Origin of the sequence: Bacillus sonorensis NBRC 101234 = KCTC 13918 (genome assembly GCF_001592005.1) — a bacterium.
GTDB classification, from domain to species: domain Bacteria; phylum Bacillota; class Bacilli; order Bacillales; family Bacillaceae; genus Bacillus; species Bacillus sonorensis.
Genome location: NZ_BCVZ01000002.1, coordinates 99,401 through 114,594 on the forward strand (window position 1 = coordinate 99,401; position 15,194 = coordinate 114,594).

A 15,194-nucleotide genomic window follows, 5' to 3' on the forward strand; every position below is an offset into this window, starting at 1 on the left:
CAAGCCCGGAGGTAAAGTCTGTCAATTAATGTTGCGCAAATGGCACATTTTTTGAGAAATTCATACTGAATTTGTCGATGTCCGAAAGAAAAAAAACGCCGTCTAAAAACAGACGGCGCTTCTCATGAATTTAAGATTTTTCATTAATATACAGCTTGCCCTTTGCCGTTTTTCTCACTTCATTTCCATAGTCATCGCGGGCAATGACCTCGATTTCCGCTCCCTTTGCTTTCGCAGTGGAGGTGGCGGTCCAATATCCTTCATACTTGCCTGATGACACTTCTCTGAGCGGAAGTTCCGTCACGTTTTGTGCGGCTGTTTTGAAGTTGGTCAGCGGCATTCTGACGACGAAGACCGCATCGAGATCGGCGGTGCTTTCAAACTCGATTTTCACCGTTTCCCCCGTCTTCAGCTGTATGTCCTCAGCCGGCTTGAGGTTTGTGATTTGCGGCCCTTCAACATTCACATCGACCGCCACTTTTTTAGTTGTTTTATTGCCCGCTGCGTCAGCAGCCGTGACTTTAATTTCATTTTTCCCGTTATCAAGGAGAATCCGGGCCGAATATTCGCCGTTTTCAACGGCTGCTTTTTTCCCGTTCACTTTGACAGAGTCCAAATGGTCGTCTGAGACGGTGCCTGTTACAGTTACGGTTTCTTTATTGAGCTTTGATCCGTCTTCCGGCGCAGTGATCGAAAGCTTCGGTTTGGTTTGGTCAAGCACGATCCGGACCGGAGCGGAAGCATCAGTCGTTCCGGAAGCGGCAGATGCTTTAGCGGTTATGATGTTTTCTCCTTTTTGAAGCGCGATTTCTTTTGAAAATGTGCCGTCTTTTCCGGTTTGTACCGTTCCGATTTCTTCCTTGCCGTTAAATAGATGCACGGTTGTTGTCGGAGAAGACGTTCCTTCTATGACGGTTTTCTTCTGATTGGTGACAAGCCCGTCTTTCGGCGACGTGATCACCGGTACGGAAACTTCGTAGTCGACTAAAGCGCGAATCATGAAATTGCCTTGTTCCACAGGTATTTTCGACCAGGCACCGTCCGTAAATTGCCAGTTCCGGCCGGAGTTCTCGCCGTCTTCATCTGACGCGAGAGCCGGAGAGTGATCCATGTCCTTTGTTTGCACATAGACGAGATAGAAGTCCTTTCCGACCATGATGCCCTCATCACTCAGATCAACGTTGGTCCATTCGCCGTTGCGAAGCGCTTCCCCTGTGAACGGTCCGGCGATCTTGTTGCCTGGAGAACCTTTTTCGCCTGAAGCGTCATAGACTTCGACTGCAAAATCGGTGCCGCCCGGATCTGGAAAATCAGCTTCCCAGAATTTAAATAGTCCGCCTTTCAGCATCGCTTGTTCCTGTCCTTTGTCAAGGGACATTTTAACGGCAATGGCATTGTCTGCTTCATAAAAAGCCCAGGCATTTTCTGCAGTGCCGTCATCATAGCCGATTTCACCGGGGTAGCCGATATAAGGATCAAGCTCGATGTCTCTTGTGGCATCTCCTTTTAGATCAACCGTGAATTGACTGCTGTAATAGCCTTTCGCGGCGATTTTCACAGTGTATGAGTTTTCATAGGCTGTGATTGAATACGTACCGTTTTCATCTGTTTGTACAGGCTTGACGGCCGCGTCTTCAACGAGATAGATTTTTGCATGTCGAACGGGTTCGCCGCTTTTTTTGTTTTTCACGATCCCCTTCAGTGTGGCTTTTTTCAGTTCTTTCATCACAAAGTCGGCAGTTGTCGTTTTGTCGGCTTCAATTTTTACCGTTTGGGTGCTTGATTCATATCCGTACGCTTCTGCTTTTATCGTATAAGTTCCCGGCAGATGGGCTATGCTGTATGAGCCGTCGTTCTCGCTTGAGTATGTGGATTTTCCCGTTTCAAGCACGCTCACCTTCGCCCGCAGCGGAAGGACTGCCGGAGATGCTTTCCCTCTCTGTATGTCCTGCCGGACGGCGTCAGCCGGTTTTGCTTGTTTCGGATCGATCGTTTGCTTTTTCGTTTTCTTGTCCTTCATGCTGCCTGTACGTTTTTCAACGCCTAAGCGGTTTTTCTTGCCTGTGCTTTTCGGCTCTTTGACAAGCTCGACATCATCAATGTACAGCCCGTCTTTTGAAATGTCTTCGTCTGATTGCAGATTAAACATGATCTTAATGGACTGCCCCTGGTATTGGGATAAGTCAATTTCTTCATCCATCCAATCCGGAGTCACCCCGGTGAATTGAGCGGCCTGCACCCATTCCGTTTCTCCTTCGGGCTGGATATAGACGAAGCCATAGTCAAAATCCTCTTCAAATTCATGCCAATATTTAAAATGGAGATAAAGCTTTTGATTTTTAGGCACTTGAACCTTAGGCATCAAAAGATTCATATTCGCCGAATCTTGATACGGCCCTGTCAAATTCGTTGCATATACTTGTTTACCTGATGCGGCCGATTTCGGTCCCGACTCGGGAACGCCCTGCTGCCATGAATCGTTTACTCCGTAGCTTGTCCAACCGGCTGCCGGAGTCTCAAAACTTTGTTTATATCCTGTTGTCACAGCAAATGAGATCGGAACTTCATATAAATTGGACTCCGTTTGATTTCCGCCGAAGTCTGTGACGATCCACTTGTAGGAAAGGATTTTGCCATCCAAAGAAGGAATGACCGCTTCAAACGTTCCTTTCTTGTAATCGCCGCTGATTTGTTTGCCAGCAACAGTCCGCCATTCGGAAGAATCGATTTGATAGGCCAGTTTGACTGACGCAATGCTGACATCGTCTTCAGCTTCAGCTGTAAAGGAAATGTCAGAACCTGAAAAAACCTCTTTAAACGGTTCATGGGTTAAAACCGGCGGTTTGCTGTCTTCTCCTTCTTTTCCAACACGGCCTTCGGCTTTGCCGAGTCCTTCCGTGACGGCAGATACCGCCTCATACGCGTTGACAAGCCCGTGGCCGTACCCGTTGTTCGGTGATTCGGTAAACTTGCTGTCTGTCAAAGGTGTTGCCGTATTGATTAATATCTGTTCCATTTCATCGACAGAAAGCGATGCATCCGCTTGTTTTAAAAGCGCTGCAACGGCCGATACATGCGGCCCGGCCATTGAGGTCCCGTCCCAGCCGTCTTGATAGCCTTTTCCCGGAACAGATGACCGAATGTTGACACCGGGAGCGGTTATTTCAGGTTTTGTTTCATCATATGGTGACGGACCAAGCAAAGAAAAATCGCCCAATTGTTTGTTGATGTCAGTCGCCCCTGTTGCGAACGCTTCGGGATAGTTTGCCGGGTTTGCGATGGAGCCGGGCCCGCCCGGATTAAATAAATCCACGTTGCCTGCGGAAAATTCAGGGAAGATATCGGCGGCTCTCCATGCCTTTACCATATCCCTGTACCACTCATCAAGGCCCGATCCGCCGGACCATGAGTTATTGACGACATCCGGGGCCATTTCAGGGTGTGGATTGCCATCCTTGTCTTTAGGCGCCAATATCCATTCGCCAGCTTCAAGGAGATCCTCATCTGTGCCGCCATCCTCATTAAAGGCTTTCACCGCAATCCACTTTGCACCCGGCGCCACACCGATCTGATTTTGGCCCCCGGACTCTGAGCCAACCATTGTTCCTGTCACATGCGTTCCGTGTTCCAGATCGTCATATGGCTCAGAACCGCCAGTCGTAGCGTCAAACCAGTTGAATTCATGATCAGGACTGTCAGGATGCGCCGGGTCATATCCGCGGTATTTTTCTTTTAGAGCCGGATGATCCCATTCAACCCCTGTGTCAATTGAAGCCACAACGGTCCCGGTTCCGTCAAATCCTAATCCCCACGCTTTCGGTGCGCTGATCTGATCGATGTTCCATTCAATCCCGCCGCGGGCTTGCACCGGTTTTTGTTTGACAGACTGTTTGGCCGGCTTGATCAACTGCCTTTTTTCATTCGGTAGCACTTTTTGAACTTCCGGAAAGGCGGCCACCTGCTCCATGACTTCTTTTGTCGCACGGACAGCCATTCCGTTGACAATATAAAACGAGTGAATATCTTTAGCGTTTCCCTTTTTCGCTTGCTTTTTTAAATAGCTTTGCAAACGCTCCTGCGTCTCATCGGCTTTGATTCTTAATGAAGAAACAACGGCTGAACGCTTTTGGTATTCCGCTTTAGCTGAACTCAATGATTTCGCTTTTGCTTTCTTTTCCGCTTGTTTTGCGACTTTTTGCGTATCGACTTGATCTTTCATCTTAATCAAAAAGGTGACCATATCTTCTTTTTTGAAACGTTTTACAAGTGATGCCGATATTTTTTTCCCGGTGGAAGCATTTTGTTTGGCCTGTTCTTTGTAGGATGTGAGCGGTGATGCCGATTCTGCGGCGGAAGAAGCGGCGGGCATAAGCATCGATCCGGCTATAAGCCCGCTCAAAATGGAGCAGAGCGCCTTCTTTTTCAGCTTTCTTTTCAAATGAAATCCCCCTTTTTCAGGTTGAATGTGATATGGCAGACGGCCCTCCTTTCTTTTGATTGTTTTGTCTGACAGTGGTGTTCTCTTTAATATAGTAAATATTGGTTTATTTTTTTGTCGTTATTTGTCAAGGATTTGTTTAAAATCCGTTAAAAAAAGACAAAACCGCTTAAAGGTTTTGTCTTTCTAAGATTCCTTTATTTTTTTGCCTCGTTGAAGGCTTTCAGTGCATCGACCAATCCGTATCCATACCCGTTGTTTGGTGAACTGTCAAACGTTTTGTCTGTCAAAGGCTTTGCCGTTTTTATCAAAATGCGTTCTATTTCATCAACTGTGATATTCGGATTGGCTTCCCTCATTAATGCCACAATGCCCGAAACATGCGGAGTTGCCATTGACGTGCCGTCCATCGCAGCGTATCTGTGCCCAGGATAGGCAGAACGGATGCTCGCGCCAGGCGCGGAAATATCCGGTTTGATCTCATCGTATGGTGAAGGGCCTTGCAATGAAAAATCGGCTAAAGCGTTCGTGCTGTCAACAGCGCCAATCGCAAAAGATTCGGGATAGTTTGAAGGATTTTCTACTGATCCCGGTCCGCCCGGCTCGAATTCACTTACATTGCCTGCCGCGAATGCAGGGAAAATATCGGCCGCGCGCCACGCTTTCACCATGTCGCGGTACCATTCATTAAGCCCGCGTTCGCCTGCCCAGGAGTTATTGACGACATCAGGCGCTTTTTCCGGATGCGGTTTGCCTTTTGCATCTTTCGGCGCCAAAATCCACTCGCCCGCTTCCAAAAGGTCTTTTTCACTTCCGCCATCCTCTCCAAAAGCTTTAACAGCGATCCATTTCGCAGTTGGGGCAACACCGATCTGATTTTTCCCGCCTGATTCAGAGCCGACCATCGTTCCGGTCACATGTGTGCCGTGCCCGAGATCGTCATACGGCGTTTTTTTATTGCTTGTGGCGTCAAACCAGTTATATTCGTTGTTCGGGCTGTTCGGCTTTGATGGATTATATCCGCGGTATTTTTTCTTTAATGCCGGATGATCCCATTCAACCCCTGTGTCAATCGATGCGACGACCGTTCCTTTGCCTTTATATTTTTTCTTCCAGACATCCTGTGTACGCACTTGGCGGATGTTGGCGGCAGCCTCAGAAGCTGATGCTTTTTTCGACGTTTCGATTGAGGCTTTTTCTGTTTCGCTCAATTTGATCGTTTGATTTGGCAGCACCTTTTCCACTTCTGGAAACGCCGCTATTTTTTCCATCACTTCTTTTGTTGCCGTCACCGCCATCCCGTTGACGATATAAAATGATTCCACTTGCTTTGCCGTGCCTTTTTTCTCTTCTTTTTCCAAATACGTTTTCAAGTCTTTTTGCGTTCGTTCAGCTTTTGTCTTTAAAGAAGTCAGAACCGCTGAACGTTTCAGCTGTTTGACCCTTTTTTTCGTCATGATGCTCGCCTTGGCATTTTTCTCAGTCACATTTGCTGTTTGCTGCGCATTGGCCTGGTCTTTCATTTTAATCAAAAATGTGACCTTTTCATTTTTGCCAAAGCTTTTGTAAAGAGAGCTTGATATTTTCGCTTGCACTTTCGCGCTTTTTCCGGCTGTGCCACTGTTGGCTTGGGCAGCACCTGGGACCAAAAGCGCACCGATCACTGCTGCATACACGAATGTGCGGTAAATGGGTTTTTTCTTCAAATGACATCCTCCTTTTGTGAATCGCGAAACGAGTCGCTTTTGCAGCTTCTTGCATTTCTATGTGTAGAAAAAAGAAGATATGTATAATGTAAAAGAAAAAACCTATAGATTTTGTCGACTTTTGTCATTTTTGTAGAATTGACATGTAAATTCATACTTTTTACATATACGCATGTTTAAAAATAGTTCGGTGTGCTGATGGGGATGACGACAAAAAGATGTCCTCCGGGACAAAAGAGTGAACGAAGAAGCTAGTCTGTCGTGCGGTGGATCAGGAGGATGGGAAGGCGCGGCCCGTTTATCGAACGGTTGCCTGATGTGCAACACATGAAAAGGCCGCCGATTAAAATCAGCAGCCTTTCTTATTCTTATCGTTTATTGCGGTTTCTCAAGAATGTCGGGATGTCCAGCGTATCCTCTGCAGGCTGTGATGGGCTGCGGTGAGGCATGCTTGGCTGTTGTTCTTCGCGCTTCGGTTCCCGCTTCGGAACGCTGTGATGCTGTTTTAAGCCTTGATTTAAAGGTCTGCTTTGCGGCTTTGCGGCATCTTGTTCCTGTTCAATAAAGCCGGTCGCAATTAAGGTAACAACAATTTCATCTTTTAGATTCTCATTAATGATTGATCCGAAAATCATGTTTACATCTTGATCTGATGCGGCGGCTACAATATCAGCTGCTTCCTGAACTTCATACAAACTTAAGTTTGATCCGCCCGTAATGTTCATAAGAACACCTTGTGCACCGTCAATCGCTGTTTCAAGTAACGGACTTGAGATAGCTTTTTTAGCGGCTTCGGCAGCGCGGTTTTCACCTGTGGCAACACCGATTCCCATCAATGCTGAACCTTTGTTTGACATGATGGTTTTCACATCGGCAAAGTCAAGGTTGATCAATCCAGGTGTCGCAATCAAGTCTGAAATACCCTGTACACCTTGGCGCAGGACGTTGTCCGCTTCACGGAACGCTTCAAGCATCGGCGTATTTTTGTCAACGATCTCAAGAAGTCTGTCATTCGGAATGACGATCAGGGTGTCGACGGCTTCTTTCATCGCTGTAATGCCGCCCGCAGCTTGAAGCTGTCTTTTTCTGCCTTCAAAAGTAAACGGTCTTGTCACGACGCCGACAGTGAGCGCGCCTAATTCTTTTGCAATCTGTGCGATGACCGGGGCAGCTCCTGTGCCTGTTCCGCCGCCCATTCCGGCCGTAACGAACACCATGTCTGCGCCTTTTAACGCCTCTTCAATCTGTTCTTTGCTTTCCTCTGCGGCTTTTTTGCCGACTTCCGGGTTGGCTCCCGCTCCAAGGCCCCGCGTCAGCTTCGCGCCGATCTGCATTTTCGTTTCTGCTTTGGAAAGGTTAAGGGCTTGAGCATCCGTGTTGACCGCGATAAACTCGACTCCCTGTACGTCATTTTCGATCATCCGATTGACAGCATTGTTTCCGCCGCCACCTACTCCTATTACTTTAATCGATGCTAAGCCGTCTATATTTGTTTCAAACTCTAACATGCTAAATCCTCCTAATCCGTCGAATGACTAATCTCTATTCCCAAAAGAAGTTAAATATTTTTTTCATTTTGCTCGGCTTTTTCTCAGCTTGGGCCTGCTGCTGCTTTGATTTTGGTTTCGGACGCTGCTGCACTTCTTTTTGATGGGAAGCCGCGACTTCCTGAACCGCTTCCGCCGGCATTTTAAAACCTACTTTTCTGCCTTGGATTTTTGCGTTTCGGTATGCGAACTGAATGAGTCCGACCCCTGTCATGTATTGGGGTTCCCTTACACCGATATAGTTCGGGCTAGCCACTCTGACGTTATTTTGAAGAACATCCTGTGCGAGACTGAGGACACCCGGCATCCCCGCCTGTCCGCCCGTGAGTACAAATCCTCCCGGCAATTCTTTAATTCCCATGTTCCGCAGTTCCTCTGCCACAAACAAGAAGATTTCCTCGAGCCTGGCTTCGATAATGTCAGCCACTTCCCGCTGAGTGAACGTTTGTTTTTGGTCCGTCCCGATCACGGCGACCTCGAATGCTTCCTCTTCTGACGCTTCTTCATAGAAAGCATGTCCAAACTGTTTTTTCACCCGTTCAGCCTCATCAGTGGAGGTGCGGAGGCCGATCGATAGGTCCTTGGTAATGTTTTCGCCTCCCAAGGGAACGACGCGGGTCGCAAGAAGATGGCCGTTTTCAAAGACGGCGACAGTTGTCGATCCTCCGCCGATATCGATTAACGCCACCCCGAGGTTCTTTTCATCTTTTGATAATGCGACAGATCCGGCAGCCAACGGCTGCAGGCATATATCCATAATTTCAATTCCCGCCCGTTCTACACAGCGGAGCAGGTTATGTAGAATCGTTTTTGAACCGGTAATCAGCGATCCTTCAACTTCAAGGCGGACACCGAGCATCTTTTTCGGATCTGTTATATCGCCTCTTCCGTCAACGATAAACTGCCTCGGAATCACATCGACGATCAGCTGTTCAGGAGGGATGGACACGACTTGGGCCGCCTCCATGACCCGGCGCACATCTTCGACGTGGATTTCCTTGTTTTCGCTTGAAACCGCCACAACACCGTTCGTATCTTGAATATTGATATAGTTTCCGTTCACGCCGACAATGGCATGTCTCAGCGGAAAACCTATCATTCTTTCTGCTTGTTCAAACGCTTTTTTTATAGAATGAACCGTTTCATCTATATCAACGATTGATCCTTTTTTCAGCCCCTCTGAGGGAACATTTCCGACTCCGATAATGTTAAGCGACTCGTCCGACATTTCACCGACGATCACTTTTATATTGGACGTACCGATGTCTAGACTGACGTAAAGTTCATTGTTGTTCATTCTATGGCACCTCCTCACATTTCAGTCAATTCTATTCTATTATTTGCCGAACAACAATACAATGAATCTGGTTTTACAAGTGTGTAACAATACATAACGAACCAACACTCTGCTTTTTAGTTTTAGGATTACTGTGAATATTCGTTATATCCTATGTATATCCTCTTTTAAATCTGATTTTTTTTATTTTTTCTTCTTGATGCCGTCCATTTGGCGAGCAGTATTCTTCTGATGACGGCTATGTTTTGAAACAGCCTGACGCCAAATGCAAACATACCGACTAAGTACAAGTCTACACCAAGATGAACGCCCAGAAAAGCCAAACTTATCGCGAGAAGAATATTGAAGAAAAAGCCTGTCACAAAAACTAGTTCATCGTATACACTTTCTAAATGAGCCCTTATTCCTCCGATCAGCGTATCAAGTGATGCGAGAATGGCTAAGGACAAATAATTAGAGTACTCTTCCGGAATTGTAAAGTTCGTGGTGAACCCGATGGCAATTCCAAGCAAAAGACCTAAAACCGGAAGCCACATTAGGAATTCTCTCCTTTTGATTTTTCAAGCGGTTTCAATGGTTTGACTTGCATTGAACCTTCATAAGCTTTGATTTTGATACGTTTTTCAGGCTTTTTAATTTGCAAATCCAGATTCTCTCCCGCAAACAGATCTTGAAGGGTTGAAGCATTCATTCGGCTATATAGTTTATCGGCGTCTTTCCCGATGACTTTTACTGTTATCGGGTAGTTGTCCAATGGATAACCGTCTATTTTCGTCGTTCCGTTAATGTCCCTGATCACGGTCGTATTCACGACTCTCCTGTCGTTGATGGAAATGTCCTCTGCTTCGTACATGTTTAATTCATTGATCAGTTTTTTCAAAAGATCAGGAGGCGGGTTTTGAAGGGACTCTCCCGCTAATTCATCAGAAAACAGCCGGGAAATCGTGATCGTGATGCCGCTGCCGGTGACATCAGTAAAACCGGCCTGTTTTTTTAAATGCTGAAGCGTTTCATTCAGCGCTTTTGTCTGTGAATGGCCTTCTTCGCGGCTGTATGTGCCGAGCATTTTTTCATATTTATCGATCTCGCTGATCAGTTCAAGCTGCTTTTTCTGTTCCTTTTTTAAATCTTCGCGAATCTGCCATATGTCCCTCGTATCGCGGACCTCGGGCTCTTTCAGGGAATTAAACTGCACGGACAGCATAAGCCCGAATATGAGCATCAGAGCGCTTAAACCAATGAAACGATACTGTTTTTTCAAGATCCGCCCACCAACTTTTCACCTTTCATTCCCCTTGTTTTAAAAGAGGCTCCATCTCGATTTTATCTTGTTTCTCAATGCTGACTGACACATGGTCCCGGGTCAGCTGGTCAATCAGGCCGCCCGCTATGTTCAGCGCCGGCAAAAGCACGTCCGCTTCCCCGATCGCTGAAATGACAAACGGAGCCGGATGCTGAGTTCCGTCAACCGTGATGACCGGTCCGTTGCAGGAGATATAGGAATGATGCGTTACGCGTTGTCCGTTGATCGATACCGCGGCTGCGCCGGAGATCCAGAGCTCATTCAGCAGGTGGAAAATGTGGCTTTCGTGAACGATATAATTGTTTACATTCTCCCCTTCAGGCACATATGAGGAATCTTTCAGCGTGACTTCAATGCCTTCGCCCTGAACGCCGATTTCGCCGACATACATCCTGTATCTCTCAACATCTTCAAGAATATTGTAATATTCCTGTTTTTCGTTTTTGAGCGATGCTTCCGTTTTCCGAACTTCCTGCTGTTTCTTAAATAAATCTTTTTCCAGCGCTTTGTTTTGCTTTTCCTCTTTAATCAGCCTGTCGCGCAGGGAATATTCCTTTTTCCACTCCTCCGCGGTTTCCACGCGGTCTCTGTTTTCTTTTGCGAATTGGTATGAAAAAGCCAAAAGAAAGCCGAGAACGAGCATGGCCAGAGAGAGGTTGACTGTATGCCTCTTCAACGTTCCTCTTCCTTTTTATGGTCTTCGGACTTTTTTTTCAAAGATTCAAAGTATGCCGCGACTTCCAAATGGATGATGCCTTTTTCTCCTTTGGGAAGCTCCTTGACAATGGCGGGATAGTTCTCCATGTTTTTCGCAAATGTCTTGATCGAAGCCGTTACCATATAGCCGTCATTCATATACAGCCTGATAAGCCAAGGGTTTGATTTTTGAGGCGTGTAGTTGATCTCAGAAATCGATTTCTTTACGGAGTCAGGGAGTTTGTTCAGCTGTTTGGCCATTTGAATGAGCTTTTCGCTTTCCGGCCAGTCATTTAATATCGGCCCTTTGTCATTCGGGGTCACTTCTTCGGGAAGAACCGTCCCATTTTCAAGCACGGAATAATACACATGATCTTTTTGTAAAAACGCAATACTTTTATATTCTTCGATGGAGATTTCAATTTTGTTGGGCAGTTTCTTGGAAACTTCGGCTTTTTTGACTAATTTATTTTTCTCAATCTTTTTTGCCGTTTTTTCTTTATTGAGGCTCCAGTATTCCGTCTGTCCTTTATAAATTTGGGACAGGGAAATGATGTCTTCTGCCGGAACGTTCCGGTTACCTTTAATCTCGACATTCGACACCTTGCTGATCGGCGTCTGAAGGTAGATGATGATCAGCATCATCGTAAAAAAAAGCAGGATGAAAGTGATCAGCCGGCGGTTTGCCTTTTGCTTTCTCTGTTCTTTGATTTTCGGAATCCGCTCTTCTATATTTACTACTTTTTCCTTATCAATACCGGGTTTCACGTTGGGCTCACCTCAGGTTCAATCAAGCAGACAAAAAACTTTTATTTGCTCTATTTTAGTTCGAAAAAAAGACGCGCGTCTCCAAATGGGACACGATGTCAGCTGCAAACAGAAAAACTTCCGTTAGTGAAACAAACGACATACTGAGGATGCCGTTTGTTTTTGTTCATTATATCATAAGGCTGGCTTGTTTCAGAGGATGTTTATCGTTTTTCTCCGATGATTTCAACCTCTGTGTGCATATCGATATCATATTTTTCTTTAATCGTTTTTTGGATGTACGCAATCAAGTCAAGAACATCTTTTGCGGTCGCCCCGCCAGCATTGACGATGAAGTTTCCATGCATTTCGGAAACCTTTGCCCCTCCGATCTGGTGGCCTTTCAGCCCCGCCTGTTCAACGAGCCGTCCGGCATGCTCAGGCAGAGGGTTTCTGAAAATGCTTCCCGCACAAGGGTTTGAGACGGGCTGTGTTTCTTTCCGGTAGTCTTTGTTTTTTTGCATTTGTGCGACGATCGCATCACGCTCTTTTTGTTCAAGCTTCAGAACCGCTTCGAGGCAAATCCCCGGCCGTTTATTTTGCAGGACGGACGTACGATAGCTAAACTCCATTTCTTCGTTCGTCAGCCATTCAGTTGTTCCGTCTTCAAAGAGAATCAGCGCTTTGACCAAAACCCGGCTGATGTCTGATCCGTGGGCGCCGGCATTCATATAAACGGCTCCGCCGACAGATCCCGGTATGCCTGAAGCAAATTCAAGGCCTGACAGTCCTTTTTTGCTGATGCCTGTAGACAGCCGTACAACAGAGTAACCCCCGCCGACCGTCACTTGCTCGCCATCGATTTCCATATGATCAAGTCCTGCTCCGAGTTTGATGACGACGCCCCTTATACCTTTATCAAGAACAAGCAGGTTTGAACCTCTGCCGATGGCCGTCCATTTGACGCCATGCTTTTTCACGACTTTCATCGTATCCCGAACCGCCTGAATGTCTTTCGGAACAACCAAAACATCGGCAGGACCTCCGATTTTAATCGTCGTATGGTTTGCGAGCGGTTCATTTTCCAGAACTTTGCCAACTTGCAGCTCTTTTAATTCTTGTATTACCTTATCCATGGAAAACCTCCAAAATCTCTGTCATTATTTCGCTTGCTGTTTCAGCTCTTTTAATACTTCATACAAACGCTGGGCCGCGTCTGGAACACCGAGGGATTTTGTGCGTTCGCTCATCTCTATTAATGTGTTGCCGTCTTGTAAAATATGATCGATCGCCTGAATAAGGCGCTCTCCATTAAGCTCTGATTCTTTTAAAACGACGGCGGCGTTACGGTCGCCGAGCGATTTTGCGTTTACTTCCTGATGGTTGGCCGTGACATACGGGCTCGGAATCAGGACGCTCGGAATGCCGAGCGCGGTGATTTCCGCTATTGTCGTCGCACCGGCCCGCGCCACGATGACATCAAGCGCCTGTAAATACTCCGGCATTTGATGCAAAAACGGCTGAACGGACATATTTTCAGCCGCGCCCACTTTTTTCAGCTCTTCTATTACTTTATCATAGTGAACTTCCCCGGTAACATAAAGAACCTGATAATCCCGCGTCTTCAGCTCCCGCTGCATCTCGATGACAGCTTTGTTAATCGGAGCGGCGCCGCGGCTTCCTCCGAAAATGAGAACCGTTTTTTTGTCCTCCTGAAGCCCGAAAGACGTCAGTGACCTGGCCCCTTTTATAGAGACGACTTCAGACGCTCTCGGGTTTCCTGTGAATACAACTTTTTCTGCAGGAAAATGAGCTTTCGCTTCTTCAAAGCAAATCGCTACCTTATCAACATATTTGGATAAAAATTTATTGGTGAGCCCCGGCAGGCTGTTCTGCTCGTGAATGATCGTCGGAATTCCCAATTTTGAAGCGGCGTACACAACAGGTCCGCATACATAGCCGCCCGTTCCGATCACCGCATCAGGCTTAAATCGCTTTAATTCTTTCTTGCACTCTCTGACACCTTTTAAAAAGCGCATTACGGTTTTGACGTTTTCAAATGAAAGCTTTCTTTTAAAGCCCGTGATTTCAATCGCTTTAAACGGGATGTTTTCCCGCTCGACGATATTTTTCTCCAGGCCCTTTTCTGTTCCGATATATAAAAATTCCACGTCAGGATGATGCTGTTTGACTTCTTTTATGAATGCAAGGGCGGGATAAATGTGTCCGCCCGTACCGCCTCCGCTTACAACGATCCGCATCTGTCTTCCCCCTTATTTCTTATGTACATGACGATAACCCTGCTTTAGGCACAGGGTTATCCGGCAAAACGATTTTGACTAGTATCTAGAATATCTGCTGACATTCAGCAGAACACCGACCGCCATCAGCATCAGGGTGAGTGACGATCCCCCGTAGCTCAAGAACGGCAGGGTAATGCCTGTCACAGGAATCAATCCGGTCACAACTCCAATATTGATCATCACCTGAATCGCGATCATGGAGATGACGCCGACAGCGACAAAGCTGCCGTATAAATCAGGCGCGCCCAATGCGATTCTGATGCCTCTCCATAAAAGAATGCTGAAGAGCAATAAAATCAGCGATCCTCCGATAAATCCGAGTTCTTCCGAAAGAATAGCAAAAATAAAGTCCGTCTGCGGCTCAGGAAGATAAAAGAATTTTTGTCTGCTTTGGCCGAGTCCGAGGCCAAAAAGTCCCCCTGGACCGACCGCATAAAGCGACTGAATGATTTGAAAGCCGCTCCCTAAAGGATCTTCCCAAGGATTTAAGTAAGAGGTGATCCTTTTAATCCGGTACGGAGCCGACAGGACAAGAGCGGCAAATCCGCTGAGGCCGATCAGGCCGAGAAACACAAAATGCGAAATTCTCGCCCCGGCCACAAAGATCATAATGATGCATGTGCCGACCATAACCGTTCCTGTCCCAAGGTCCGGCTGCATCATGATGATGAAAAAAGCGGAAAAGACGATGCCGAGCGCCGGCACAAAGCCCTTCCTGAACGATGTGATGTTTTTCTGCCTTTCAGATAGAAACTTGGCTAAAAATGCGATCATCGCAAGCTTCATGAATTCGGACGGCTGGATGCTGAATGCGCCGACGCCGATCCAGCTCCGCGATCCGTTCCGTTCCATGCCGATTCCCGGAATCAGAACGATGACAAGCAGGAAGAAACAGACGATGATCAGCACCTTCGCCCAAGTCCTCCATGTCCAATAGTCGACGTTCATGATGAAAAACATGGCGATGACCCCGATGCCGGCAAACAACAGCTGCCGTTTGGCAAAGAAAAAGGAATCGTCATATTTGTATGTCGCCCATACCGCACTGGCGCTGTATACCATGATGAGCCCGATTGTTAACAATAATAACGTAATGATAACCAGTAAAAAATCCGGTGACGTTTTTTTCGTTTGCAAAGCCGAACACCCCAAGCTTC

11 protein-coding genes are annotated in these 15,194 nt (G+C 46.7%); all 11 read right to left on the minus strand.

The window, feature by feature from the left end; genetic code table 11:
• Nucleotides 1-130 precede the first annotated feature (130 nt).
• The gene (locus BTR1S_RS03200; RefSeq protein WP_029418532.1) at nucleotides 131-4,438 is read right to left on the minus strand and encodes a S8 family peptidase; all 4,308 of its coding nucleotides are present in this window, start codon (nucleotides 4,436-4,438) and stop codon (nucleotides 131-133) included.
• Between the two features lie 197 nt (nucleotides 4,439-4,635).
• Nucleotides 4,636-6,144: a S8 family serine peptidase gene (locus BTR1S_RS03205; RefSeq protein WP_029418533.1), complete on the minus strand. Its 1,509-nt coding sequence runs from the start codon at nucleotides 6,142-6,144 to the stop codon at nucleotides 4,636-4,638.
• A gap of 368 nt (nucleotides 6,145-6,512) precedes the next feature.
• Nucleotides 6,513-7,652 (minus strand): cell division protein FtsZ, encoded by a 1,140-nt coding sequence (gene ftsZ, locus BTR1S_RS03210; RefSeq protein WP_006638266.1) that lies wholly within the window; start codon nucleotides 7,650-7,652, stop codon nucleotides 6,513-6,515.
• 34 nt (nucleotides 7,653-7,686) lie between these two features.
• A complete protein-coding gene (gene ftsA, locus BTR1S_RS03215) occupies nucleotides 7,687-8,988 on the minus strand; it encodes a cell division protein FtsA (protein WP_006638267.1) in 1,302 nt (433 codons plus the stop codon).
• Nucleotides 8,989-9,155: 167 nt separating this feature from the next.
• Nucleotides 9,156-9,524, minus strand: coding sequence for a small basic family protein (locus BTR1S_RS03220; RefSeq protein WP_029418534.1), 369 nt, complete (start codon nucleotides 9,522-9,524; stop codon nucleotides 9,156-9,158).
• Nucleotides 9,524-10,249, minus strand: a complete 726-nt coding sequence (locus tag BTR1S_RS03225; RefSeq protein WP_006638269.1) for a DUF881 domain-containing protein — start codon at nucleotides 10,247-10,249, stop codon at nucleotides 9,524-9,526. The genes BTR1S_RS03220 and BTR1S_RS03225 overlap by 1 nt, the downstream gene beginning before the upstream one ends.
• Nucleotides 10,250-10,274: 25 nt before the next feature.
• Nucleotides 10,275-10,934, minus strand: a complete 660-nt coding sequence (locus BTR1S_RS03230; protein ID WP_411803015.1) for a DUF881 domain-containing protein — start codon at nucleotides 10,932-10,934, stop codon at nucleotides 10,275-10,277.
• 29 nt (nucleotides 10,935-10,963) lie between these two features.
• On the minus strand, nucleotides 10,964-11,755 hold the full coding sequence (locus BTR1S_RS03235) for a cell division protein FtsQ/DivIB (protein WP_029418536.1): 792 nt from the start codon (nucleotides 11,753-11,755) through the stop codon (nucleotides 10,964-10,966).
• Nucleotides 11,756-11,958: 203 nt separating this feature from the next.
• Complete coding sequence (gene murB / locus BTR1S_RS03240) at nucleotides 11,959-12,870, minus strand: UDP-N-acetylmuramate dehydrogenase (RefSeq protein WP_029418537.1); 912 nt, start codon at nucleotides 12,868-12,870, stop codon at nucleotides 11,959-11,961.
• Between the two features lie 24 nt (nucleotides 12,871-12,894).
• Nucleotides 12,895-13,995 (minus strand): undecaprenyldiphospho-muramoylpentapeptide beta-N-acetylglucosaminyltransferase, encoded by a 1,101-nt coding sequence (gene murG / locus BTR1S_RS03245; RefSeq protein WP_029418538.1) that lies wholly within the window; start codon nucleotides 13,993-13,995, stop codon nucleotides 12,895-12,897.
• A gap of 78 nt (nucleotides 13,996-14,073) precedes the next feature.
• Complete coding sequence (gene spoVE, locus BTR1S_RS03250; RefSeq protein WP_006638274.1) at nucleotides 14,074-15,174, minus strand: stage V sporulation protein E; 1,101 nt, start codon at nucleotides 15,172-15,174, stop codon at nucleotides 14,074-14,076.
• Nucleotides 15,175-15,194 lie beyond the last annotated feature (20 nt).

Excerpts from the sequence above, each read along its gene's own strand:
- ftsZ (WP_006638266.1), bottom strand. The coding sequence starts at position 7,652 with ATGTTAGAGTTTGAAACAAATATAGACGGCTTAGCATCGATTAAAGTA.
- ftsA (WP_006638267.1), bottom strand. The coding sequence starts at position 8,988 with ATGAACAACAATGAACTTTACGTCAGTCTAGACATCGGTACGTCCAAT.
- BTR1S_RS03220 (WP_029418534.1), bottom strand. The coding sequence starts at position 9,524 with ATGTGGCTTCCGGTTTTAGGTCTTTTGCTTGGAATTGCCATCGGGTTC.
- BTR1S_RS03230 (WP_411803015.1), bottom strand. The coding sequence starts at position 10,934 with ATGCTCGTTCTCGGCTTTCTTTTGGCTTTTTCATACCAATTCGCAAAA.
- murB (WP_029418537.1), bottom strand. The coding sequence starts at position 12,870 with ATGGATAAGGTAATACAAGAATTAAAAGAGCTGCAAGTTGGCAAAGTT.
- murG (WP_029418538.1), bottom strand. The coding sequence starts at position 13,995 with ATGCGGATCGTTGTAAGCGGAGGCGGTACGGGCGGACACATTTATCCC.